Here is a 25,106-nt window from a genome sequence, read left to right as displayed (position 1 = left end):
AACCCGAGAGGAGTCAGACTTATGATGAAGCAACCCGGACCCCCAAGTCCTGCCGGTCAATCCGGCTCTGAAGAGCACAAGAAGGGTGCTGTAAAAACTGCCGGAAGAGCAGCGTTAGCACGCGAGCAGCAGCTTGATCAGTATTTCACGTTCCGCGACGAACTGAAGGAAGTCGAGTTCAAACGCCATGACATGCCGACACCATGGATGAACTACCTGTCCAACGGCACGTTCCACACGATGCTGTCCCATGCGGGCGGCGGGGTCGCTTTTTATAAATCGCCCCAGATCTGGCGGATTACCCGCTACCGGTTTTTCCATCTGCCGACAGACCGTTCCGGCCCTTATATTTACCTTCAGGATGCCGGAACGGGGAGCTATTGGTGTCCTACCTATGAGCCCGCCTTCCAGAAGCCGCAGGAATGGAGCAGCAGCCACGGTCTGGGGTATACCCGTTTCGAGGCTCAGGAGGATGAGGTCGCTGCGAAGACTGTCTATTTTGTCGGGCCTTATGAGAACTCACTGATCTGGAATCTGACGCTGACGAACAACAGCCCGGCGGTGAAGGTGCTGAATGTGTATGCTTATGCCGAGTTCGGAATGATGGAATTTATGCGTGAGCTGCAGTGGCAGTGTTATAACAAGCACCAGGTATCCGTGCAGTATCACCCCAAGGAGGCACTGGTCTACAAATACGGTGTTGAGAATCAGCCGAAGCCGGAGGAGACGCCGCTGGTGTACATGATGTCTGATGCACCGCTGCACAGCTATGATGGGGACCGGGAGGAATTTATCGGCAGCTACCGCAGTGAATCGAATCCCGCCGCCATTGAACAGGGAGGCTGCACCGGCTCAACACTTCTGGGCGGAGATCCCTGCGGTGCGCTTCAGGTACAGGTGACCCTGCAGCCCGGTGAAACCCGGACCGTGAACTTTTTTCTGGGGACGGCCATGGATGAAGCAGAGGTGGAGCAGGCCATTGAGCATTCGCGGGAAGCGGATTTCGTCGTCCGTTCCTATGCGGCCCTTAAGGAAAATTGGGACAGTTATCTGGGCGCCTGGAATTGCGAATTGCCGGATGCAGATGCGCAGCGGATGCTCAACATCTGGAATCCGTATCAGGCCCAGCGGAACTTCCTTTTTTCCCGCAATATTTCCTTCTATGCCACCGGCACCTTCCGGGGTGTAGGCTTCCGGGATACCGCGCAGGATGTATTGGCCGTGGCTCCGTTTGATCCGGAGGCGGCGAAGGACAAGGTCCGCCTGCTGCTGGGGCAGCAATATCAGGATGGGCATGTGAACCATTATTTCTTTCCGAATGAGGGCTGGGACCCGGTGACCAGCATTCATTCCGATGACCATCTGTGGACCGCGCTTGCGGTATGGGATATTCTCGCTGAGACCGGTGACGCCGGGTTCCTGCAAGAGAGCCTGCCCTTCTATGATGGCGGCGAAGGCACACTGTATGAGCATTTGAAGCGGGCTGTCGATTTTACCGTTTCCCGGCTGGGACCGAACGGCTTTCCGCTAATGCTGCGTTCGGACTGGAACGACCAGCTTTTCCGTGTATGCCGCCAGGGCAAAGGGGAGAGCATCTGGACTGCGATGCAGTTCGGGACGGTGCTGCTGCGTATGAAGGAGCTGGCAGCGGCATCCGGCCACCCGGAGCATGCGGCAGGTTATGAAGCTTTGTATGAGGAGCAGAAGGAACTGGTGAACCGTCTGGGGTGGGATGGGCGCTGGTTCCGGCGGGCGGTGATGGATGACGGGCGTTTCCTTGGCACGGATGAACATGATGAGGCCAAAATCTGGCTCAACGCGCAAACCTGGGCCACCCTGTCCGGCATGGCCGAGCCAGACAAAGCCCTGCAGGCTATGGACAGTGTGCGTGATATTCTGGATACGGAGCTGGGGATTAAGAAGCTGCATCCTTCCATCACCACCTTCCCCGATCCTGCGGACCCGCTGACCAATTATAACAAGGGCACGGGTGAAAATGGAGCGGTCTTCTGCCATGCCAATACCTGGGCTATTATTGCGGAATGTATGCTGGGAAGAGGAGATCAGGCCTACAAATATTACCGCCAGCTGATTCCGAACGTCGCTATGGAGCAGGCCGGAATCTGGCGCTATAAGGCAGAACCGTATGTCTATGCCTCCAATCTGTTCGGGCCGGAATCCGATAAGTTCGGACTGGCCAACGTATCTTGGCTGACCGGTACTGCCGCTTGGATGTATATTGCCGCTACCCAGTATATTATGGGCATTAAGCCTGTCATGGCGGGGTTGTCCATTGATCCGTGTATTCCCTCGGAGTGGGAAGGCTTCAAGGTGAACCGGAGATTCCGCGGCTGCCTCTACGAGATTTCTGTAATCAACAGCTCACATAGCTGCAAAGGGGTGAAGGAAATCCGTGTGGATGGCCAGCGGTTGGAGGGTAACGTAGTGCCCGCCTACCCGGAAAAAGCTATGGTTAAGGTAGAGGTTATCCTGTAGCCGCATAAGATTAAGAAGTGATATTTAAGCATAAGGTAACGTGTGGTATCCCGGCAGCCATCCATCTTCTGTCCGGGATGCCTTTTTTGGTGTTTTATGATTTTCTACTATATAGGGACTAATGGTTGTACTTGTTCTGAACCTGTGGGTTCTGCTTTGCAGGAGGGACTGTGGGATCTGAAGACGGGAGTGGTGAATCGCAGGCAGCCGCAGGGAAGTAAAGTGGAATTAGTAGACTTAAAATGGCCGCAATTGTGTAGATGAGGGATGTGGAGAAATTAAGTTCACTTTTTCCACCTCCTGGACTTGCCGCCTGGTTCAAGAAAGTCTGGTAGGACTGGGGGAGCATAGTTAGACCTAGCACAGGTGAACTACAGGGCTCCCAGCAACCCAAAGCCGAACATGGCAGCGCTGTCCAATGATGGACGGGTTGCCGCGGTGTTCTTTGGAATACGTGCTTCAAGGGGAGTCCTGTGCAGCATCCAGTTGGAGCTTCCTCTCCAGTGTCCTTTAAGTTAGGGGACTTTGCTCAGCGGTACAACCAGTCCCTAAAATCCGGCTGGTCTCCTGCTTTACTTTTTCGCGGATCATGGTATATTATAGCTACAAGTTGTCCTAAGGAAATAAATTTGTACAATTGCAAAAACGATTATCATTCTCATTTACCATGCTGTCCCGGCTGAGCCGGGGCAGCATGTGTCATTTTAAGGGCCTTAATAATGGCTCTCATTCTCAGTCAGGACATGGTTATTCCCAGTCAGCATGTATGGTCAGCAGGAGAAGTTACGGAGTTTCCAAGCATTTGTTTCCCCAAGCATCCCCGAAAATGAATCAGGAGAGTGATTTACCTATGCATGCTACATCCAAACAACTGCCTAAATCCCTGGCGCGTGAAGGCAGCACCCAGCAGCCGCGCACCCCGCGGCCGCGCCGGTTCGATCCCAAGGCCATGCTCAGCAATTCTGAAATGCAGGCTGCACTTGGCAGCGGACTGCTCATGCTTGTGGCTTGGGCCCTCAGCGGCTGGTCGGAGATCTTCTCAATCCTTCTGTATATTGTTTCCTACTCGGTAGGCGGCTGGATCAAGGCGAAGGAAGGCGTCGAGACGCTGGTTAAGGAACGGGACCTGGACGTGAATCTTCTGATGATCGCCGCTGCCCTGGGAGCGGCTTCGATCGGGTACTGGAATGAAGGAGCGATGCTGATCTTTATTTTTGCACTGAGTGGAGCACTGGAGAGCTATACAATGGAACGCAGCAAAAAAGACATTTCATCGCTGATGGCCCTGAAGCCGGCGACCGCTGTACGGATTGAAAAGGGGGGCATGAGCGAGGTCGCGATTGATCTGCTCGCGGTTGGCGACCAGCTGCTTGTGCGTCCGGGGGAGATTATTCCGGCAGACGGCACCGTCTACCGGGGGGAATCCGCAGTCAACCAGGCATCCATTACAGGCGAATCCATGCCTGTTGAGAAAAGTGCCGGCAGCGATGTGTTCGCCGGAACCATCAACGGAGAAGGCCCTCTTTATATAGAGGTGACCAAGTCTGCGGAGAACACTCTTTTTGCCAAAATCATCAAGATGGTTGAAGAAGCGGAAACCGAGGTGCCGGAATCGCAGCGCTTCATTAAAAGGCTGGAGTCGGTCTACGCCCGGGTAGTGGTTGCCGCGACGATAGCCCTGATTGCTCTGCCGCCATTTGTGCTGGACTGGAGCTGGAGCTCGACTTTTTATAAAGCAATGGTGTTTCTTGTAGTGGCTTCACCCTGTGCATTGGTATCTTCAATTATGCCGGCGATGCTGTCGGCCATCTCTAAAAGTGCGCGTAAAGGCATTCTCTTCAAAGGCGGTGTCCATTTGGAGAATATGGCGAAAACCTCGGTGGTTGCTTTTGACAAGACGGGGACGTTGACTGAGGGACTTCCGCAGGTAACAGACTTTATTGCCGGAGAAGGATATGACCGGAATGAACTGCTGGCAGTCAGCGCCTCGATTGAGAAGCTGTCCCGCCATCCGCTGGCAGAAGCAATCGTGCGCAAGGCCGAAGAGGAGCACCTTCTGCTGCATGTAATTGAAGAAAGCACTTCCGTCACCGGCTGGGGGATTGAAGGGCTGATCGAAGGGCGGCTGTGGAGAATCGGCAAGTCCAATCTGTTGGATGAACGGAATGAGGGCGGAGATGAGCAGTGGAGATCGCTGCGGCGGCAGTTGGAGAAGGAAGGCAAGACCGTGTCACTTATTCTCGACGGCGGGGATATTGCAGGGATGATTGGACTGCAGGATACGGTGCGTCCGCAGGCCGTTGCGGCCGTTCACAAACTGCAGGAGCTGGGCGTAAAAGTAGCCATGCTGACCGGTGACCGCGCGGCAACGGCGGAAGTGATTGCCGGACAGACCGGTGTGGACTTGGTGTTCGCAGGACTGCTCCCTGAGGATAAGGTAACGCATATCAGAGCGCTGCGTGAGCAATACGGGAATGTGGTTATGGTGGGCGATGGGGTAAACGATGCACCGGCACTCGCCACAGCTACAGTCGGCATAGGAATGGGTATGAAGGGCAGCGGTGCAGCCCTGGAGATTGCTGATGTCGTGCTGATGAACGACAATATTGAAGAGATTGCCTCCACAATTACACTGGCCCGCCGCTCGCAGCGGATCGTGAAGCAGAACATGATTTTTGCCGTGACAGTGATCGCAACATTGATGCTGAGCAACTTTTTGCAGGGAATAGCCCTTCCGTTCGGTGTTATTGGCCATGAAGGCAGCACGATTCTGGTGATCCTCAATGGACTGAGACTATTGCGGTGAAAAATACCAGTATCAATGCATTTTTGCCGATTTTGAAAACTAAATTGTTTAAAATTGAATTGTTCACAAAATGGAGCGATTACATTGTGTCTGGCGTATTGACAGATTCGCTTGAGGTGAGCATAATTAGTACTACATTATAATAATTTTAATTAAGGAAATATAAACCGACGCCTTAGCCGTCCATCTCAAGGAGGATATAGTCATGTATAAATCAATTATTATTGGTACCGGACCTGCCGGATTGACTGCAGCCATCTACTTGGCCCGGGCCAATCTGAACCCATTGGTGATAGAAGGTCCTCAACCGGGGGGCCAGCTTACCACAACTACTGAAGTAGAGAACTTTCCAGGCTTCCCTGACGGGATCATGGGTCCGGAGCTGATGGACAATATGCGTAAGCAGGCTGAACGTTTCGGCGCCAAGTTTGTGACAGGCTGGGTCAACAGTGTGGAACTTGGCGAGCGTCCATTTAAGCTGAATGTGGAAGGGATGGGCGCGCTGACTACGGATACCCTGATTCTGTCGACGGGTGCAACGGCCAAATACCTGGGTATTCCGGGTGAGCAGGACAACATCGGACGCGGTGTCAGCACTTGTGCGACCTGCGATGGATTTTTCTTCCGCGGCAAGGAGATCGTAGTGGTTGGCGGCGGCGATTCGGCGCTTGAGGAAGCAGGCTTCCTGACCCGTTTTGCTTCAAAAGTAACCCTTGTCCACCGCCGTGAAGAACTGCGTGCCTCCAAAATCATGCAGGACCGTATCCGCGACAACGAAAAGGTTGCCTGGAGCCTCAACCGCACCCCGCTGGAAGTAACTTCCGGCGACAAAGGCGTGAACGGCATTAAGGTGCTTAACAATGTGACCGGGGAAGAAGAGTTCATTGAAGCCAGTGGTGTATTCGTCGCTGTCGGACACCATCCGAACACAGCGTTCCTGGGCGGACAGATTACAACGGATGCGAATGGCTATATCGTCACCAATCCAGGCACCTCGGAAACCAACATTCCCGGCGTATTCGCTTGCGGAGATGTGCAGGATACCCGTTACAAACAAGCGATTACCGCAGCAGGCAGCGGATGTATGGCAGCTATTGATGCCGAAAAGTACATTGAGAGCCTGGAGCACAGCGCGGTTATTCTGTAACCCTAACTTGGTACAGCAGGCACTGCGGTGCTACAATATAGAACATTGATGTATATAATGAGTTGAACTGGAGAACTTGAAAGCTTGGGAACACAATGAAGCTCATATGGAACAGAAGCTAAGTGGAAAAAGTAAAACTAATGAGCTGAAACCCTGGCTACAGAAGGTTTTAGTGGGATTTTGTACACCTAATTCATGCCTATTCATCCCATATGGCCGCTTTCAGCCGGATTAGAGGTACTTTTTCCCACATAGGATACTCCAAAAGCCAAATGAGTTTGATTAGTGATCCTTTTTCCCGCTTAGAATAACTGCCCGCTTCATCGAAATTACAAGTTCAATCTAAAGAGCAACACTCACAAAACATGGCGTATGCTTTCAAAGTGAGTTTTGTACGAAGCCGAATGCTGGAAGTTACGCTCACAAAACTTTTAGGAGGAGATTTTATTATGGAAAACGTAATTGTCTACACTTCAACCAACTGTCCGCATTGCCGTCAGGTCAAAAGCTTCCTGAGCGAGAAGGGGATCTCCTACGAGGAGCGCAACATTGAACAAAACGATGATTATGCCCAGCAGGTATGGGATATGGGGATGAGAGCTGTGCCAATCACCGTTATTGGCGACTTCAAGATCGTCGGCATGAACAAAACCCAATTCGACAAGGCACTGGCGAGCGTATAATCATCCCACAATATAGCCTGCATCAAGAGGAAAAAGGCTGCTTCCACACCGGGAGCGGTCTTTTCTTTTGCGTAATAAGAGGTTTTTTGTTTCTTATAATATTAATAAGCTGATTGCTTCATGCTATTTATTATTCCTTGTATTTTTGCTGAAAGGAGCTGGGACACTTGTTAATCAGCTTAAAGAATTATTGGGACAGCGATGCGGTAGAGCGGCTGCTGGCAGAGTGTATATGGGCCGGCGCTGCAAAAGATCGCAGAAGAAGTGGACCGGTATCTTACCGTGGATTCCCGGGATTTGCTGGGCACCTTCGTAAATGGTGGATTGGCCGGTCTAGTTGGCATCCTTCATGAGCCGGGGAAGGCCGTGGAGCTCCTGCATATCGCCGTACAGGCCCGCTTGCGGGGCCGGGGCATTGGCCGGACGATGATTGAAGAGATCCGCAAATGCAAAGGGAATGTACTGCTGCGGGCCGAGACGGATCTTGATGCCGCAGGCTTTTACAGAAATAGCGGGTTTGTGGTCACCAGCCTCGGTGAAAAGTATCCGGGTGTGGAGCGTTTTAGCTGTATACTGCCAGTCAGCGGCCAAGCTGAATATGCGCTTTGATTATTCGTAGTTTTGTATAAAGCTGGGGATAAGTATCAATTGCTAGTTACGGCAGACATGCAGCTGCTGAAGGCAGACGGATCAGCCCAAATCAAAGGTATTTCTGCCGTTGTTCCGGGTCTGAGCCCGACCTGCCCAAACAAAGGTGAGTTTCTGCCCATCCAGCGGTAGCAAGTGGAAAAAGGGAACTTATTTCTCTCCAAAATCAGCAATTATAGGGTTTAAGTGGAAAAAGGGAACTTAATTAGGCAATATTACCTTGTCAGGAGTGAAATGAGCTGAATTAGTGATCTTTTTTCCACTTAACCTTCTGAGCGCATGGTGCTTGAGCAAATTAGTTAACCTTTTTCCACTTAACAGGCTAACGAAAGCTATAGTAGATACGTGCGTTTCTTACACAAGCTTCCTGACGCTTCCCGGACGGCCAGTGTGCTCCGAAATAGCGGCAGAAATGCCGTTGTTGAAGCCCGGACGGCTAGTGTGCTCCGAAATAGCGGCAGGAATGCCGTTGTTGAAGCCCGGACGGCTAGTGTGCTGCGAAATAACGGCAGAAATGCCGTTGTTGGAGGCGGCCGTTATTTCAGAGCATCGTCGCTGTAAGTTAGTCCCCGGCCACCGCAGTCCTTTTGACCAAAGCTTGGGCTTCGGTCTATTTGTACATTGGTGATGTATTCGCAAGGTTAAGTAAAGTACATAATGATTTGAAAAAGGGCATACACGGCAATTCCGCCGGCAATGAGCAGCAGTCCCGATTTCTTCCTCGACTGGAACAGCCGCAGAACGCCGAGGCTGATGAGTGGAGCGATGATGAGCAGCAGCAGCAGCACAGTGATGAACATCTGCGCCGAAATATCAGACGTATCAACATAGGTCATGGACTCTCTCCGTTCAGAAAAAGGGGTAAGGTGACATTTATCACACTTTTATCCCTTATTATATAGGATTGATCTTCCTTTGACTGTACCTGATTCTTCCGTAATTGCGGCGAATTTACGTCAATTTGCTCTAGAGCGTCACGCGGATGTTCCCAAGGAAATGCATGACTGCCGAAAAGCCTGCTCCAATCATGGTTCCCCGGCTGCCCAGCCGGGAGAAGGTGATTTCGAGCTGCTGTTTATGATATGGAAGCGTCCGCTCGGCCACCACTCTGCGCAGTGGCTCGCCGAGCCAAGGCTCAGCTTCGGACAGGGCACCGCCGATTACAATCAGCTCGGGGTTGAAGCTGTTGATCAGATTGGTCACCCCAATGCCGAGATATTCGCCGATGGTTGTGAAATGGCGCAGCGTGTCCTCCTGTCCCTCGCGTGCATAACGGACCAGCTCGGTTGTACTGCGGGCGGGGAGAGCCAGCCCCGGATTGTCATAGGTTCTCTCCGAGGCGTACAGCTCCCAGCATCCCCGGCTGCCGCAGCTGCAGGGTTTCCCTTCAGCCTCTATGGTCATATGGCCGGTCTCCCCGGCATAACCGCGCGCGCCTTTATACAGTTCTCCGCCAATGATGATACCAGAACCAATCCCTGAACCTGCACTGATATAGAGCAGATGGCGCACATCGCGCGCTGCGCCGAAATTCAGCTCTCCTTGTGCTCCCGCGTTAGCCTCATTGTCAATGGTGACCGGGACTGCGAATGACTGCTCCAGAATGGCCCGCAGATCGACCATTTCCCAGCCCAGATTGGGCGCGAACAGCACCATGCCATGTTCATCGACCATTCCCGGCACACCTACCCCAATCCCCACAATGCCGTAAGGCGAGGAGGGGGCGGACGCAATCAGTTCTGAAATGATGCCCTTCATTTTCTCCAGGACATATGGCAGATCATGGACTTCCAGCGGGCAGTCCAATTCCTGAAGAGTGCTGCCCCCCAAATCGCACAGCACGGCCTTCAACTGCTTCACTTGCAGCTCGATGCCGATTACACTGCCCGCCATGCTGTTGAAATGCAGCATCAGCGGCTTGCGGCCGCCGCTCGATTCTCCCGGTCCGGCTTCGGTGACCAGCTCCTGTCCGCATAGCTCGGCGACAAGATTGGAGACGGTGGCCTTGTTCAGCCCCGTCATTTCGGATACCCGGGCCCGGGATACCGGAGAGTGCATGCGAATCGTATGTAGAATAATCGATTTGTTGATTTTTTTGACCAGCGCCTGATCACCGGTAACCTTCACGTACTACACTTCCTTCTTGGGAACGTTCTCATGTACAGTATGCCACTTAGTCTAGTGTGATGTGCGGCAAAATGCAACAGCAAGCGCTAGCATTTTTATTCTAAAAGTTCCAGCATCGGCACAGATCGGCACAGACAGGGCGAAGAACGATTGAGAGTCTACCAGCTGCCGGACTGCAAGTCTTGTTGCAGCAGACGCATAGCGAGCGGCGCCCAGGGGTACTTTATGTTCATGATTAGCAGGCAGTCTGAAGAGAGAATCGCGTAATTGAAGGGACTGGCGAGCGGCCACACCAGCTAAAAAATAAAGTTGCAAAAAACTTTGTTTAACCAATATACAAAGTCGAAAAGATGTGTTAAGATGATCCTGTAAACGCTTGCGGGCGAAGCAAAATACCGAGGAGGATTTCACAATGGCTTATTTTGAATCAGTGGGCAAGATCTCTTATGAGGGAAGCCGTTCCACCAACCCTTACGCATTTAAATTCTACAACCCGAAAGAAATCGTAGCCGGCAAAACCATGGAAGAGCACCTGAAGTTTGCAATGGCTTATTGGCATACACTAACCGCTGGCGGTTCCGATCCGTTTGGCGCAGAAACTGCAGTCCGTGCTTGGGATAAGCTGAACACTTTGGACAAAGCGAAGGCCCGTGCGGAAGCAGCTTTTGAATTTATGGAAAAGATGAACCTTCATTACTACTGCTTCCATGATGTGGACATTGCTCCTGAAGGCGCATCTTTGCGTGAATTCTACAGCAACATCGATACTATCGTAGATATTCTTGAACAAGGCATGAAGGCATCCGGTAAAAAATTGCTGTGGAACACTGCCAACATGTTCACCAACCCGCGCTACATGCACGGTGCAGGCTCCACCTGCAATGCTGATGTATATGCACACGCTGCTGCACAAGTGAAGAAAGGCCTGGAAGTGGGTAAACGCCTGGGTGCAGACAACTATGTATTCTGGGGCGGCCGTGAAGGCTACGAAACTCTCCTGAATACAGATATGAGTCTTGAACAGGACAATATTGCCCGGCTGTTCAGCATGGCTGTTGATTACGCTAAGGAAATCGGCTTCGACGGCCAATTCCTGATCGAGCCTAAACCAAAAGAGCCTACCAAACACCAATATGATTTCGATGCAGCAACAACGATTGCGTTCCTGCAGAAGTATAATCTCGACAAACACTTCAAGCTGAACCTTGAAGCCAACCATGCTACACTTGCCGGCCATACATTCGAGCATGAGCTGCGCGTAGCCCGCATCAACGGCATGCTCGGCTCCCTTGACGCCAACCAGGGCGATCCATTGCTCGGCTGGGATACCGATGAATTCCCTGCAAGCATTTATGATGCTACTCTGACGCTGTATGAAGTACTGAAGAACGATGGACTGGGTAAAGGCGGAATCAACTTTGACTCCAAGGTACGCCGTCCTTCCTTTGAGCCTGAGGATCTGTTCCTGGCCCACATCTCCGGTATGGACATTTATGCCAAAGGCCTGAAAGTGGCTGCCAAGCTGCTTGAAGACCGCGTATTTGAAAACTTCATCGACAAACGCTACAGCAGCTTCACCGAAGGCGTTGGCGCTGACATCGTATCCGGCAAAGCCACTCTGGCTTCGCTTGCTGATTACGCGCTGAACAATGAGAATCCGCGCAAGAATGAGTCCGGACGTCAAGAACTGCTGAGAGCTACACTGAACCAATACATCCTTGCTGAACAATAAGAGCGGGAGTTAGCTTAAGGCCTGAACGACTAACGCAACGGGGGTTGCTGAAGAGAGCATTCTTCGGCAGCCCCTTTTTTGGTGAAGAGACAGGTAATGCTTCATATAACTAAGTGGATGCTTACGAAGCGAGTTTTGCTTGGAGTAATTCCAGGAAGCAGAAGCTCGCAAAACTTTTAGGAGGATAACTATGAAATATGTAATCGGCGTCGATCTTGGTACCAGTGCGGTAAAGACAGTATTGGTAGATCCGCAGGGAAAGGTGGCCTTTGAACATTCCGAATCGTATCCCTTAAGCCGCCCGCAGCCGAACTGGAGCGAGCAGAATCCTGAGGATTGGGTAGAGGGCACGCTGGTCAGCCTGCGCCGTCTGATCGAAGTATCAGGCATAGACCCTGCGCAGGTAGACGGCATCAGCTTCTCCGGACAGATGCACGGGCTGGTGCTGGTGGACCGCCAAGGCAAATCGCTGCGTCCGGCCATTCTCTGGAACGATACCCGGACTACGGCGCAGTGCCGGAAGATCGAGAAGGTACTTGGCACCAAGCTGATCGAAATTGCCAGAAACCGTGCACTGGAAGGCTTCACGCTGCCTAAGATTCTCTGGGTGCAGGAGAATGAGCCTGAGGTGCTGGCACAGGCTGAGCTGTTCCTGCTGCCGAAGGATTATGTGCGTTACCGTCTGACGGGTGATTACGCCATGGATTATTCTGATGCCGCAGGCACGCTGCTGCTGGATGTAGGCGCCAAAACCTGGAGCGCCGAAATCGCTGAGGCCTTCGGTTTGCCGGTCACACTCTGTCCGAAGCTTGTGGAATGCTTTGATCTGACCGGCACGCTGCTGCCTGAGATTGCCGAAGCCTCCGGGTTGCTGCCTGCCACCAAAGTGTTCGCCGGCGGCGCAGACAACGCCTGCGGCGCACTTGGTGCCGGCATTCTTGGCGAAGGCCGGACCATGTGCAGCATCGGCACCTCCGGTGTGGTGCTGTCGTATGAGAGCAATAAGGACCTGAACCTTGAAGGCAAAGTGCATTTCTTTAACCACGGAGAGAAGGATGCATATTACATTATGGGCGTTACGTTGGCTGCCGGTTACAGCCTTACCTGGTTCAAGGAAACCTTTGCCGGGGATAAAAGCTTTGATGCGCTGCTTCAAGGTGTGGACTCCATTCCGGCCGGCAGCGGCGGCCTGCTGTTCACGCCGTATATCGTCGGCGAACGCACTCCGCATCCGGACCCGAATATCCGCGGCAGCTTCATCGGCATGGATGCCGGCCATACGCTGAATCACTTCACCCGTGCGGTGCTGGAGGGGATTACCTTCTCGCTGCGTGAATCTATTGATATCGTGCGTGATTCCGGCAAGGAGATTACCGAGGTTGTAGCCATCGGCGGCGGAGCCAAAAATGAAGCCTGGCTGCAGATGCAGGCGGATATTTTCAATGCCTCGGTCATCAAGCTGGAGAGCGAGCAGGGACCGGCTATGGGGGCGGCCATGCTGGCAGCTTACGGCAGCGGCTGGTTTGCATCCCTGAGTGAATGCGCAGAAGCCTTCATCCGTCCTGCAGAAGTGTACAAACCCAATGCCCAGCAGGCTGAAGTCTATGACGGATTGTTTCATCTCTATCAGCAAGTATACGGCCAAACCCGTGAACTTAACGACAAACTGGCGGCTTACCGGAAGTAGTTTCACGCATGCTGTAATGGCTGTTTCACTTCATCCCCAAGAGCCTTTCGCTACTCGCGGAGGGCTTTTTGTTACCGTGTTCATCAATCTTCTGTAAGGCATGTGTATCTCAAGGGAGCAGCCTTACCGGGAAAAAGAGGGTCAGGGGAGGCGTAAGCTATGTTTCACTGGTTCGTCAAATTAATGAATGATATAAAAATCCGTAATAAGCTGCTTCTTGCCTTTTTGGGGGTGACCTTGCTGCCCGTGCTGCTGGTAGGGGGGTATCTGACTTTTGAGATGAGGACGATGGCCTTTGACAATGCCTTGGAGCAAGCTTCCATTAATGTAGACCGGGTCCGCAAAAGAACGGAAGAAGTTATTGGTGTCTCCCAGGATATTTCCTACCGGTTGAACAACGATACCCGGCTGAAAAGGCTGGCTATCCGCAAATATGAGAGTATTTATGAAGTGGTGAAGGCTTATCAGGAATATACAGATGTGAGGGAATACCTACGGCTATATACAGAGATCAGCAATATTCGTCTATATACAGATAACTCATCACTGCTTAATAACTGGGAACTGATTAACCCTTCGCCTGCGATTAAAGAGAGTGAGTGGTATCAGCGCGCACAGCGGTATGAGGGGATGATCGGTTGGGAATATATTGAAGACGAGCGGGATCACAACAAGTATTTAAGCCTTGTCCGCAAAATAGAGCTGGAGGGGTCCAGCAAGACCGGAGTGCTGGTCATCAATGTCAACAGCAACAAGCTGACGTCGATTTTGAACCAGGAATCCTTTGATACCATGATTGTGGATGACCAGAACAATATTATTGCCTCGAACCGGAAAGAACGGGAAGGCAAAACATTGGCCGATATTTCGTTTGATACCAAACTGCTGGGGCAGGGAAGCGGAAGCTATGAGGCGGTAGTGGATGGGGAGCCGTCCCAAATTGTTATTGATGAGCTGAGTCCGCAGTCCAGCCGCAATGCATTGCGGGTCATCTCAGTCTTTTCCATAGATAGCATTGTCAAAGAACCCAACCGGATCATCAGGCTGGCGCTTTCGGTCATCACAATCAGCGTAGTATTGGCTTTCCTGCTGATTTTCAGCTTTTCTTCGCTTTTCTCCCGGCGTCTGCTGCATCTCAGCAAGCATATCAACCGGGTGGGTACCGGGGATTTTGACACAGCGCTGCAAATCGACGGCAAGGATGAGATTGCGCTGCTCGCGCGGCAGTTCAACTCCATGGTGCGCAGCATCCATGATCTGATGCTTGAGGTGCAGGTATCCAATGAGCAGAACAGCCTGCTGCAGCAGAAGCAGAATGATATCCGCTTCAAAATGCTGGCGAGCCAAATCAACCCCCATTTTCTATTTAATGCGCTGGAGTCGATCCGGATGGAAGCCCATATGAAGAACCAGCAGGAAATTGCCAGAGTTGTCCGGCTTCTCGGCCAGATGATGCGAAGCAGCCTTGAGGTCGGGCGCAGCAAGGTTACACTGAAGCAGGAACTGGATATGGTCCGCTGTTATCTGGAGATCCAGCAATTCCGCTATGAAGAGCGGTTAAAATATCATTTTATCGTCGATCCCGCCGTAGAGTCTCTCTCCATGCCGCCGCTGATCATTCAGCCTCTTGTGGAGAATGCGGTGATACATGGATTGGACAACACCCTGGAAGGGGCGGTAGTGACAGTAGTGATACGGTATGAGCAGGACCATGCCCTATTTACGATTACGGATAACGGAGCGGGAATAACCCAGGACAGGCTGGAGCAGATACGTATTACGCTGGAGACTCAGGAGGAGCAGGAAGGGGCGAGGATTGGTCTGCGCAATGTGCATGACCGCTTAAAACTGTCCTATGGCGAGAAGTATGGACTGACGATCGAGAGCCATCCGAACGAAGGAACCAGGATCTCCTTCCGCATCCCAATGGAGGTATCAAAATGATGATTAAAGTGCTGATTGTGGATGATGAGCCCAAGCTGCGTGAAGGACTGAGAGCTTTGATTCCTTGGGAACAGCTGGGATTTACGGTAGTGGCCACGGCGGCCAATGGCCTGCAGGCACTTGAAAAATACCATATTCATTATCCCGAGCTGATTGTGGTGGATATCCGCATGCCCGGAATGGACGGGCTGGAGCTGATCGGTGAGCTTCGGAACGAAGGCTCGACAAGCCATGTGCTGATCTTGAGCGGACATGCCGATTTTGATTATGCGAAGCGGGCGATTGGCTACCGGATTGACGGGTATTTGCTAAAACCGGTGGATGAGGAGGAGATGATTTCCCTTCTGGAAGAGCTGCGGGAAACCATTGACAGGGAAGACCGCTTCAGCCGCTGGAACGAAGAGGAGCCGACCCGCAACCGGGAGAGTCTGCTGCGTGCATTGCTGCAGCCGCCGGCAGAAGAGTCCGGAGAGGATGATCCGGGCAAGCAGGCTGCTGCGCTTGGTTTGGCACCCGGCCGTGTGGAGGTGGTTCTGATAGAGCTGCTTGCGCCTGCCCATGCCACCGAAGACGAAGAGCGGAAGGCCATTGCTGCTGTGGAGCAGCATTTCGCCGGCAGCGAAGACCGGCTGCTTTTTGTGCTGCCGCCGTATATCGGCCTGCTGCTGAAGGAGCCGCTGCAGGATGGGATGTGCCGGGAGCACCTGATGGAAGAGCTCGCCGGGCTGATCTGCCCATGCGGGTTCAACTTCGCCGCTGCTGCGGGAGGGGCGGTTCCCCGGCCCGAAGAGGCAGCGGAATCGTTCAATGCGGCGCGTGACTTATTGCGGCGGGCCTTCTTTTACCGCAAAGGGGTGATGATCACCGCAGATTCATCAGGCCTGTTGTTCACTGGTTCCGGGGAAGCGGACCCAGAGCAGGTGACGGATGCGGAGAGCCGCCTGCTGCTGGCCGTCGAGACCGGGAGCCGCACAGCCATTGAGCCGCTGGTACAGGCGATCAACGCTGAACTGATCGCCGCCGGCGGAGGAGAGCAGCAGATCAAAGACACCTTCGTGCGGATTCTCAGCACGGTGTTAGCCAGGCTGGAGCCGGTATATCCAGAGATCCGCAATAATACTGCCAAGCGCTTTCCGCCGATTGGAGAGCTATACCAGAGCCGCTATCTAGAGGACCTTCAGGAGCAATCCGTTGCCTTTCTGGCTGAGATCGCCGGGCAGATGACCAGCGGCGTCAAGGGGAACGAGATCAAGAAAATTACGGAGTTGATCCAGCGCAGGTATAACGAGAACCTGAAGCTGGAGACGCTTTCCGAGCTGTTCAGTTATAACAGTGCCTATCTGGGCAAGATGTTTAAGAATACCACTGGCGAGTATTTCAACACATATTTGGATAAGGTGCGGATTGAGAAAGCCAAAGAGTTTTTGGCGCAGGGGATGAAGGTATATGAAGTGGCCGAGAAGGTTGGCTACATGAACTCTGATTATTTCAACGCCAAGTTCCGTAAATATGTCGGGACCTCCCCAAGTTCTTTCCGCAAAAATAACTGAGTGCATTTGCACTGAAAAGAGCGGTCCGGCTATTTCAGCCGGGCTGCTTTTTTTGAGAGATTTCTATGTTTTGTTGTTGGAGTGTTGAAGGCCGAGTTCAGAGGGATTCGTCGGTCTAGATATCCTAATTTCAACTAACACTTGTTTACCGACTTCTACGCAGGTGCTAGTTGGAATAAGGGAACTTATTTTTCCGGAAATTAAAAAATCCTGAGCTTTAAGTGGAAAAAGTGAACTTAATTGGGCCACTTTTCTTGTCCAATGGCGAAATGAGCTGAATTAGTGTCCCTTTTTCCACTTAAAGAGTTGCCGTAGGGTTTACGGGGGGGCGCTCTCAAATCTCTAATTTTCATCTGATTTTAGATCAAATTTATAGGGTACTGCAATCGCTTACAGCGTTTTAGAATATAGACATAGAGAGGAGGGGGCTTTATGAAAGCGGACACAGTAACTGCTCCAATCCCGCCGGATACCCGAATGCGCAACAAAAAGCCTGCTTCAGGAGGACGGTTTTGGAGAAACTTTAAGAATCAAAAGTATTTATGGATGATGTCGATCCCCTTTGTAATCTGGGCATTCGTCTTCAGCTATCTGCCGTTATGGGGCTGGACGATGGCGTTCCAGAAGTACAAGCCCGCACGCGGCTTTTTTGAACAAGAATGGGTGGGCTTCGATCACTTTAAGACGCTGTTCAGCGATTCGCAATTCCTTCTGGCACTGCGCAATACGCTGGCGATGAGCGGAATGGGCCTGGTCGCAGGCTTTATTTTTCCGATAACGTTTGCAATTTTGCTTAATGAGGTCCGCCTCGGCATTTTCAAACGGTTTGCTCAGACCGTCTCGTATTTGCCCCACTTTGTATCCTGGGTGGTTGCGGCCGGGATTGTAACCAAAATGCTGTCTGGCGAAAATGGTCTTGTAAACGATATCTTGTTAGGAATAGGGTTGATAGACACACCTATCCAATTCATGGCCCAGGGCCATCTCTTCTGGGGAATCGTTACGTTATCGGATGTGTGGAAAGAAACCGGTTGGAACGCGATCATTTATCTTGCGGCTATTGCAGGGATTGGGCCTGAACTCTACGAAGCAGCCCGGGTGGACGGTGCCAGCAGGCTCCGCCAGGTATGGCATATCACACTGCCGGGTATCCGCCCCACCATTATCGTTCTGCTGATCATGTCGATTGGGAACTTGCTTAATATCGGCTTTGAAAAGCAATTCTTACTTCAGAACAACCTCGTTACCGATTATTCGCAAGTGCTCGATCTGTACTCTCTGAAATACGGGCTGGGCATGGCGAGATATTCCTACGGTACTGCGATCAATATATTCAACTCTGTGATCAGTGTAATTCTGCTGTTTACGATTAATGGAATCTTCAAACGCACAACCAAAGAGAGCCTTCTGTAATACAAGGTCCCTTTAACCAATCGTGGCAGCAAATTGCCTTTTCGTGAAAGGAGAATATTATTGTGGGAAATACAGCTCTTACAGGAAAGTCCTGGGCAGACCGGGTTTTTGACTTCATCGTGTATCTCGTGGTATTAATCGTGATTGTAGTCACGATATACCCTTTTCTAAATGTGCTTGCGATCTCGCTGAATGATTCAGTGGACAGTGTACGCGGCGGCATCACGATTTATCCCCGGGAATTTACCTGGGACAATTATTTGAAAATTTTCACCTTCTCGGGATTGATCACAGGGTTCAAGATATCCGCTTTACGGACCGTAGCCGGAACCCTGCTCGGATTGCTCAGCGCCTCCATGCTGGCATTCACCATCAGCCGTCCTGACTTTCAAGGCCGCAAGTTCGTCTCGACATTCCTGGCGATGACCATGTATATATCTGGAGGTCTAATCCCGGTCTACATGCTGGTCAAGGATCTGGGCATGATGAACTCTTTTGCAGTCTACATTGTACCCGGTCTGGTCAGTGCCTTCAATGTGTTCGTTATCCGCTCCTTTATCGACGGCCTGCCTTATGCGCTGCAGGAATCGGCGAAGCTGGACGGGGCCAATGATTTCACGATCTATTGTCGTGTTATTCTGCCGCTTTTGAAGCCGGCGCTGGCCACCATCTCGCTGTTCCTGGCCGTAGGCCAATGGAATGCCTGGTTTGACACGTATCTGTATAACGGTTCCAGCCCTCACCTGACCACGCTGCAGTATGAGCTGATGAAGGTCCTGCAGACCACAACCAGTGGCAATGGAGGCGATTACCGCTCCAATATTGCTTCAATGGCATCCAATCAAGTCTCGCCGGAGTCGCTCAAAATGGCGATAACGATTGTTGTAACTGTGCCAATCCTGTTGGTCTATCCGTTTATTCAGAAATATTTCGTCAAAGGCATGACGCTTGGAGCTGTGAAGAGCTAGTCACAGCTTCAGTTACAAGGGGAGCGGGTCTCCCCTGTCATTTAATCCTGAGATGTATCCGTTTTCTTGCAGCAGGCTGGACTTGGACAAGGTATTAGCAGGCATTTCCCTGTGATACGATAGATTAACAATTTAAGGAGGGTTTCATTCATGGCAAGTAATAGACAAATAAAAGCCAAAGCATCGGCAATTACGCTTACATCTGTTATGCTGCTCGGCCTGCTCGCTGGCTGCGGCGGTAATAACGGTAATAACGCAGCCGGAAATGCGAATACGGGAAACAACGCTAACAAGGCTGAGGATACTTCTCCACTGACCATGACTTACTTCAGTGCAGACCCTAACCCGAACTGGACAGGAATGCAGGATGAAGTGGGTAAAGTTCTTACCGAAAAAACGGGCGTAACCTTAGAGGCGGAATTTGCAGTGGGTGATCCCCAACAAAAAGTAGCCCTGATTGCTGCCAGCGGTGAATATCCGGATCTGATCAGTGCCAAAACCGACATCAGCAAGCTTGTAGATGCAGGGGCAATGCTGGATTTGACGGACCTGATTGAAAAATATGCTCCTAACATCAAAAAAGTGCTTGGCGAAGAAGGCATGAAACGTTCACGTTACAGTGATGATGACCATGCGATTTATGCTATTCCTACCTACGCAGGTGTGGATAATAAATATTTTGATGCTGGCGGCGGATTTGAACTTCAGCACCGTGCCGTCAAAGAAGCCGGTTATCCGCCAATCAAGACGGTTCAGGATTATGAAAACGTCATCAAGGCTTATCTTGAAAAACATCCAACCGATGAGAACGGCAACAAAAATATCGGTATGACTCTGAATGCAGATGACTGGTACATGTACATTACAGTGACTAACCCGGCATTCATTACTACAGGTTCCCCTGATGATGGAGAGTATGCGATTGATATTGACACGCAAGAAGTGACCTATCACTTCCGCCGTCCGGCGGAGAAGGAATATTTCCGCTGGCTCAACCATATGAACGACATCGGTTTGCTTGATCCGGAAAGCTTCGTACAGAAGTATGACCAGTACAAAGCCAAGATTGCTACAGGCCGCGTCATTGGTCTGATTGACCAAGACTGGGGTTATGGAGACGGGGAAAAAGCCTTGAAGGCCGAAGGCAAGCTGGATCAAGGTTATGGGCACTTCCCGGTGACCTTGTCTGAGGAGTATAAGGAAGCTTCCTTCTGGCCTACAGGCTTCATGGGCGGCAACGGAATCGGGATCAGCGTAGATGCTAAAGATCCTGTGCGTGCAATTAAGTTCCTGGACTACCTGGCTTCCGATGAAGGCCAAGTGCTGGTCAACTGGGGTATCGAAGGCAAGCATTACAACGTCGTTGACGGCAAACGCGTCATTCCTGAAGATGTAAATAACCGTAAATATAATGACACCACCAATTTCCAAAAAGAAACCGGACTGGGCAATGTCGGCTCGAACTACGCACTGCTTAGCGCTCACTATGGCGACGGTGTATTGGACCCAACCGGAAGCTACTATACAACCCGTTTCCCTGAGCAGGTTACAGCAGGCTACAATAAAGTAGAGAAAGAAACACTGGCGGCCTACAAAGCCAACACCTGGAAAGATCTGTTCCCTAGCGAAGATGAATTCAAGGTTAAGCCTTGGGGCGCTGCCTGGAACATCACCATTCCTGGCGACAGCGAAATTGTTGTGCTTGATAACAAGCTGAAGGATATTACCTGGAAACGGATTCCGGAAGCTATCCTGTCCAAACCGGCTGATTTCGATAAAGTTTGGGATGCCTACATGGGAGAACTTAATAAAGCCGGTGTAGAGAAGGCAGAGGATTTACGTGAAGAACTGGTTAAAAAACGTGTGAAACTGTGGAATGAATAATTAATCTTGATTACCCATTCAAAAAAAGCATGAAGACGGCGGGAAGTCCCCAGGTAAGGCCGGGATTCCCGCCGATTGCTGTTTACCCTGTAACATCAGGAAAATGTCGCTTATCCTTGAGACGTAAACGAGAAAGACAGGAGGCATGCACGTGGGAGAGAGCAGGAATACCGGCCGGCATAAATTGTGGTACAGCAGGCCAGCCGCCGTATGGGAAGAGGCGCTGCCGGTGGGCAACGGCCGGCTCGGGGGGATGGTCTTCGGCAGAGTGGAGGAGGAGCTGATCCAGCTAAATGAGGATACGCTGTGGTCGGGCTTTCCGCGCGATACAACCAATTATGAAGCATTGCGCCATTTGGCTCCGGCGAAGCAGCTCGCAGCGGAGGGGAAATACAAGGAAGCGGAAGCGCTGATCGATGCCAAAATGCTCGGCAGCCGTACGGAATCCTACCAGCCGCTGGGGGATCTGAAGCTCAGGTTCGGCCCCGCAGGTCCGATAGAGGATTACCGCAGAGAGCTCGATTTGGAGCAGGCATTGGCTGTCGTGTCCTATACTGCCGGAGGCGTTAAGATCGTTCGTGAAGTATTGGCCAGCAGACCCGATGGGCTTATAGCGATCCATATCCGTGCGGAGGGCCGGGGAGAACCGGACGTATTGCCGGATTTCTCAGTGGAGCTGAATTCGCCGCATCCTTCCCGTTTCCGGATTACTCCGGACGGAACGCTGATCATGACCGGACGCGCCCCGTCGCATGTGGCCGATAATTATGCGGGGGATCATCCGCGCTCCGTCCTGTATGAAGAAGGCCTGGGTATAAGTTATGCGGCGGCCTTGGAGATCCGTACGGATGGCGGCGTTTGTACGGCTGGGAACGGAAGGCTGTCGGTTGCCGGTGCGAACTCCGTTACCATCCGGCTGGCGGCGGCAACCGATTATGCCGGGTATGACCAGATGCCGGGAAGCAGCGGCACAGTGCCTTCGGAGCTGTGCCTCAAGCAGCTGGCTTCAGCCTCCAAAGAATATGCAGAGCTAAGGCTGCGCCATATCAAGGATCACCAAACCTTGTTCCACCGTGTGAAGCTTGCACTCGCACCAGCTCCTTCTCTTAAGGAGCTGGCAACCGATGACCGGCTGGCACAGTATCGTAAAGGGCAGGCAGATCCGGCCCTGGAAGTGCTGCTGTTCCAATATGGCCGCTATCTGATGATCGCAGGCTCCCGGCCCGGCACGCAGGCTCTGAATCTCCAAGGGATCTGGAACCCGCATGTTCAGCCGCCATGGAACAGCAACTATACCACGAACATTAATGCAGAAATGAATTATTGGCCTGCCGAGCTTTGCGGATTAGGTGAATGCCATGAACCATTAATGGATTTAATTACAGAGCTTAGCCTGGCCGGGAGCCGCACCGCAAAGATTCACTATGCAGCGCGCGGTTGGAGCGTTCATCACAATACCGACCTCTGGAGGATGACTACCCCCTCTGACGGGCTGTCCATGTGGGCTTTCTGGCCGATGGGCGGCGTGTGGCTTTCCCGGCACTTGTGGGAACGCTATGCCTTCCGCCCCGACAGGGCTTTTCTGCAAGACACTGCATATCCTGTGCTCAAGGGGGCAGCTTTGTTCTGTCTGGACTTTCTGGTTGAGCTGCCGGATGGCCGGTTGACTACGGGCTTGTCCACCTCACCGGAGAATGTCTTTCTTACCGCCGAAGGGGAGTCTTGCAGTGTGTCTGCCGGTTCAGCCATGGATATGTCGCTGATTGCCGAATTGTTCTCCCACTGTATTCAGGCTGCGGAAATTCTGGATACGGAGCCTGAGTTCCGTGAGGAATTAACCGCCAAGCGTGCGCGTCTTGCGCATCCGGGGATTGCTCCGGACGGGCGGATCCGGGAATGGAATGAGGATTTTGCCGAGAAAGAGCCGGGACACCGTCATGTCTCCCATCTGTACGGCCTGTATCCGGGCCATGTGATCAGCCCTGACAAGACACCGGAGCTGGCGGCGGCGGCAGCCCTGTCGCTCAAGAAACGTCTCGAATCCGGCGGCGGACATACGGGCTGGAGCGCTTCCTGGCTGCTTAATCTGTATGCCAGGCTGCAGGATGGAGAAAAGGCTTACCGCTGTGTGCGGCGGATTCTGGAGGCAGCCACGCTGCCGAATCTGTTTGGCAACCACCCGCCATTCCAGATCGACGGAAACTTTGGCGTCGCGGCAGGGATCGCCGAAATGCTGCTTCAGAGTCATCAGAATGAGTTGAAACTGTTGCCGGCCCTTCCGGAGAGCTGGAGCGAGGGGCAGGTCAGCGGACTTAGGGCGCGCGGCGGTTTTATTGTGGATATGGAGTGGAGCGGCGGCCAACTGGTCCGGGCAGTGCTGGTGTCTACGCATGGCAATCCGTGCAGCCTGTCCAGCAGTCTTCCTCTATCGCTGCAGAAACCGGATGGGACGTTTTGTGATGCTGGTACTGCGTTTGAAACCACTGCCGGAGAAACTTATATTCTGAGCCCGCAGCATAAAAAAAATTAAAAGCACAGCGCATTAAGGCGGTTTCCGCAGTAGAAGCTACTCTACGCGGAACCGCCTTTTTTGCCTGCCGGACTTATTCACCAGGCGCACTGGACCGATAATAATAACCAGGAGGGCGCAGCCGGTCCTTCTGATCTTCCTGAAATATTATAGTCGTGTAATGCTGGTTTTCCGCATTTAATAAAATAGAGTACAAACGTTGAACTTAATCCATATCCATTGCAGCAGAGAAAGCAGGGGCATATATGAAGAAACGATATACACTGGCGAAAGCCATGCTTGGAGGAATACTTGTGTGCGCCGCTCTGCCGCCTGCACTGTACTGGGGCTGGGATCATGCTTACGCCGCCAGCACTTCAGCCGTTCTGCAATCGGGAGCAGAGATGGCCCAGAAGCTGACCGCAGCCATGAATAACCGCAGAGAGAACATTACGTTCGTATACGAAGGCAAGACAACCAACCTGAAATCCCAGGTGCAGAAGGCGATTGACCAGGCGATGGGCAGCGATCCTTACCTCTATTATATTATCGACAGCTATGCTTTTTCGTATCGTGGAAGCAGCCGGTCGGCCAAGGTAACGGTGCAGGTGGCGTACCGGGAGACACTGCAGCAGTCGGCTCTGGTGAACAAGCAGGTGCAGATCATTTTACAGCAGATCATTACCCCTGGAATGAACAAACACCAGAAGGTGAAGGTGATCCATGACTGGGTAGTGCTGCATTTGAAATATGATTCCACGTACCGCAAATATACCGCCTATGAAGGATTGCAGACCGGCAGCGCTGTTTGCCAGGGGTATTCGCTTCTAACCTACAAACTGCTCCTGGGCGCAGGCATCCCGAATAAAATTGTGGAAGGCACGGCAAAACCTGAGGGTGGCGTTGCCCAGTCACATGCCTGGAACCTGGTGCAATTGGACGGACGCTGGTACCATTTGGACACAACCTGGGATGATCCGACTCCCAGCCCGGAAGGGGGCGTCAGCACAGTCTACTATATGAGGACGGACGCCCAGATGCGCCGTGACCACAGCTGGACCAAATCCTACCCGGCAGCTTCTGTGGGCTATGCCCAGACTCTGTCCGAGCTGGTCAGCCGCGGCGGACAAAGCGTGCCGGTATATCAGGAGCTTCAAAAGAAGCTCGATTACCGGCTGTACGAAGAGGAGGAGGTGATCACTTCTGCGGCAGAGCTGAATACGCTCGTGCGTGAGGCGGCGGCTTCCGGCAAGCAATCCCTTTTATTCCGTTACCGGGGCAGTGAAAAACTGCTCAAAATAGATCTGCAGGGGCTCTACAGCTTAGGCCTGGAGAACTTGGCTTACACCAGCTCCCCCTTCGATAACACCGGGGATTTGAAGGTTTATGTGACCTGGAAGTAGGCAGCTGGCGCGTTTTTTGGCTGTATGCCGCTTGGTGTGCGTCTTCCGGCTCCGGCTATTCGCATCCTTCTTGTGGACACAGAAGCCCTATTTATAGGAAAACACGGAT

At 52.2% G+C, this 25,106-nt stretch carries 18 protein-coding genes; 16 read left to right on the top strand and 2 right to left on the bottom strand.

The window, feature by feature from the left end; translation table 11 throughout:
- The first annotated feature begins 21 nt into the window (after window positions 1–21).
- From PGRAT_RS27140 to PGRAT_RS33810, 7 genes are all read left to right on the top strand, one after another.
- Entirely contained in the window at window positions 22–2,496 is a 2,475-nt protein-coding gene (locus PGRAT_RS27140; protein WP_042267494.1) for a GH36-type glycosyl hydrolase domain-containing protein, read from the top strand.
- An 850-nt stretch (window positions 2,497–3,346) separates the two neighbouring features.
- Window positions 3,347–5,302, top strand: coding sequence for a heavy metal translocating P-type ATPase (locus tag PGRAT_RS27135; RefSeq protein ID WP_025705015.1), 1,956 nt, complete (start codon window positions 3,347–3,349; stop codon window positions 5,300–5,302).
- Window positions 5,303–5,507: 205 nt separating this feature from the next.
- Window positions 5,508–6,449: a thioredoxin-disulfide reductase gene (gene trxB / locus PGRAT_RS27130; RefSeq protein ID WP_025705014.1), complete on the top strand. Its 942-nt coding sequence runs from the start codon at window positions 5,508–5,510 to the stop codon at window positions 6,447–6,449.
- A 449-nt stretch (window positions 6,450–6,898) separates the two neighbouring features.
- Entirely contained in the window at window positions 6,899–7,132 is a 234-nt protein-coding gene (locus PGRAT_RS27125; protein ID WP_025705013.1) for a glutaredoxin family protein, read from the top strand.
- A gap of 264 nt (window positions 7,133–7,396) precedes the next feature.
- On the top strand, window positions 7,397–7,741 hold the full coding sequence (locus PGRAT_RS27120; protein ID WP_051424714.1) for a GNAT family N-acetyltransferase: 345 nt from the start codon (window positions 7,397–7,399) through the stop codon (window positions 7,739–7,741).
- A gap of 39 nt (window positions 7,742–7,780) precedes the next feature.
- Window positions 7,781–7,912: a hypothetical protein gene (locus PGRAT_RS34725; protein WP_280515255.1), complete on the top strand. Its 132-nt coding sequence runs from the start codon at window positions 7,781–7,783 to the stop codon at window positions 7,910–7,912.
- Window positions 7,913–8,170: 258 nt separating this feature from the next.
- Window positions 8,171–8,341: a hypothetical protein gene (locus PGRAT_RS33810; RefSeq protein ID WP_167337238.1), complete on the top strand. Its 171-nt coding sequence runs from the start codon at window positions 8,171–8,173 to the stop codon at window positions 8,339–8,341.
- A gap of 80 nt (window positions 8,342–8,421) precedes the next feature.
- On the opposite strand, the gene PGRAT_RS27115 is transcribed toward PGRAT_RS33810, so the two are convergent.
- On the bottom strand, window positions 8,422–8,616 hold the full coding sequence (locus PGRAT_RS27115; protein ID WP_025705012.1) for a hypothetical protein: 195 nt from the start codon (window positions 8,614–8,616) through the stop codon (window positions 8,422–8,424).
- Between the two features lie 130 nt (window positions 8,617–8,746).
- Complete coding sequence (locus tag PGRAT_RS27110; RefSeq protein WP_042267491.1) at window positions 8,747–9,907, bottom strand: ROK family transcriptional regulator; 1,161 nt, start codon at window positions 9,905–9,907, stop codon at window positions 8,747–8,749.
- 412 nt (window positions 9,908–10,319) lie between these two features.
- Here PGRAT_RS27110 and xylA point away from each other — a divergent pair, with 412 nt between their 5' ends.
- From xylA to PGRAT_RS27065, 9 genes are all read left to right on the top strand, one after another.
- On the top strand, window positions 10,320–11,639 hold the full coding sequence (gene xylA, locus PGRAT_RS27105; RefSeq protein ID WP_025702905.1) for a xylose isomerase: 1,320 nt from the start codon (window positions 10,320–10,322) through the stop codon (window positions 11,637–11,639).
- Between the two features lie 190 nt (window positions 11,640–11,829).
- The gene (xylB, locus tag PGRAT_RS27100; protein WP_025702904.1) at window positions 11,830–13,326 is read left to right on the top strand and encodes a xylulokinase; all 1,497 of its coding nucleotides are present in this window, start codon (window positions 11,830–11,832) and stop codon (window positions 13,324–13,326) included.
- Window positions 13,327–13,485: 159 nt separating this feature from the next.
- The gene (locus tag PGRAT_RS27095) at window positions 13,486–15,270 is read left to right on the top strand and encodes a sensor histidine kinase (protein ID WP_025702902.1); all 1,785 of its coding nucleotides are present in this window, start codon (window positions 13,486–13,488) and stop codon (window positions 15,268–15,270) included.
- The gene (locus tag PGRAT_RS27090; RefSeq protein ID WP_051424670.1) at window positions 15,267–16,820 is read left to right on the top strand and encodes a response regulator transcription factor; all 1,554 of its coding nucleotides are present in this window, start codon (window positions 15,267–15,269) and stop codon (window positions 16,818–16,820) included. Before PGRAT_RS27095 ends, PGRAT_RS27090 begins: the two co-directional genes overlap by 4 nt.
- Before the next feature lie 477 nt (window positions 16,821–17,297).
- Window positions 17,298–18,233, top strand: a complete 936-nt coding sequence (locus tag PGRAT_RS27085) for an ABC transporter permease (protein WP_238326716.1) — start codon at window positions 17,298–17,300, stop codon at window positions 18,231–18,233.
- A gap of 62 nt (window positions 18,234–18,295) precedes the next feature.
- On the top strand, window positions 18,296–19,201 hold the full coding sequence (locus tag PGRAT_RS27080; RefSeq protein ID WP_025702895.1) for a carbohydrate ABC transporter permease: 906 nt from the start codon (window positions 18,296–18,298) through the stop codon (window positions 19,199–19,201).
- A gap of 150 nt (window positions 19,202–19,351) precedes the next feature.
- Window positions 19,352–21,085, top strand: coding sequence for an ABC transporter substrate-binding protein (locus PGRAT_RS27075; protein ID WP_174469038.1), 1,734 nt, complete (start codon window positions 19,352–19,354; stop codon window positions 21,083–21,085).
- Between the two features lie 145 nt (window positions 21,086–21,230).
- Window positions 21,231–23,615: a glycoside hydrolase family 95 protein gene (locus PGRAT_RS27070; protein WP_042267487.1), complete on the top strand. Its 2,385-nt coding sequence runs from the start codon at window positions 21,231–21,233 to the stop codon at window positions 23,613–23,615.
- A 245-nt stretch (window positions 23,616–23,860) separates the two neighbouring features.
- Window positions 23,861–24,997 (top strand): transglutaminase domain-containing protein, encoded by a 1,137-nt coding sequence (locus PGRAT_RS27065; protein ID WP_025705538.1) that lies wholly within the window; start codon window positions 23,861–23,863, stop codon window positions 24,995–24,997.
- Window positions 24,998–25,106 lie beyond the last annotated feature (109 nt).

This window comes from Paenibacillus graminis (assembly GCF_000758705.1).
Lineage (GTDB): Bacteria > Bacillota > Bacilli > Paenibacillales > Paenibacillaceae > Paenibacillus_AQ > Paenibacillus_AQ graminis.
Note: the sequence above shows the minus strand (reverse complement) of the source record. Positions and strands in the feature narration are given on the sequence as shown.

Coding starts and splice junctions, on each gene's coding strand:
- PGRAT_RS27090 (WP_051424670.1), top strand. CDS start 15,267: ATGATGATTAAAGTGCTGATTGTGGATGATGAGCCCAAGCTGCGTGAA.
- PGRAT_RS27085 (WP_238326716.1), top strand. CDS start 17,298: ATGCGCAACAAAAAGCCTGCTTCAGGAGGACGGTTTTGGAGAAACTTT.
- PGRAT_RS27135 (WP_025705015.1), top strand. CDS start 3,347: ATGCATGCTACATCCAAACAACTGCCTAAATCCCTGGCGCGTGAAGGC.
- PGRAT_RS27075 (WP_174469038.1), top strand. CDS start 19,352: ATGGCAAGTAATAGACAAATAAAAGCCAAAGCATCGGCAATTACGCTT.
- xylA (WP_025702905.1), top strand. CDS start 10,320: ATGGCTTATTTTGAATCAGTGGGCAAGATCTCTTATGAGGGAAGCCGT.
- PGRAT_RS27095 (WP_025702902.1), top strand. CDS start 13,486: ATGTTTCACTGGTTCGTCAAATTAATGAATGATATAAAAATCCGTAAT.
- PGRAT_RS27070 (WP_042267487.1), top strand. CDS start 21,231: ATGCACGTGGGAGAGAGCAGGAATACCGGCCGGCATAAATTGTGGTAC.
- PGRAT_RS27140 (WP_042267494.1), top strand. CDS start 22: ATGATGAAGCAACCCGGACCCCCAAGTCCTGCCGGTCAATCCGGCTCT.
- xylB (WP_025702904.1), top strand. CDS start 11,830: ATGAAATATGTAATCGGCGTCGATCTTGGTACCAGTGCGGTAAAGACA.
- PGRAT_RS27115 (WP_025705012.1), bottom strand. CDS start 8,616: ATGACCTATGTTGATACGTCTGATATTTCGGCGCAGATGTTCATCACT.
- trxB (WP_025705014.1), top strand. CDS start 5,508: ATGTATAAATCAATTATTATTGGTACCGGACCTGCCGGATTGACTGCA.
- PGRAT_RS27065 (WP_025705538.1), top strand. CDS start 23,861: ATGAAGAAACGATATACACTGGCGAAAGCCATGCTTGGAGGAATACTT.
- PGRAT_RS27125 (WP_025705013.1), top strand. CDS start 6,899: ATGGAAAACGTAATTGTCTACACTTCAACCAACTGTCCGCATTGCCGT.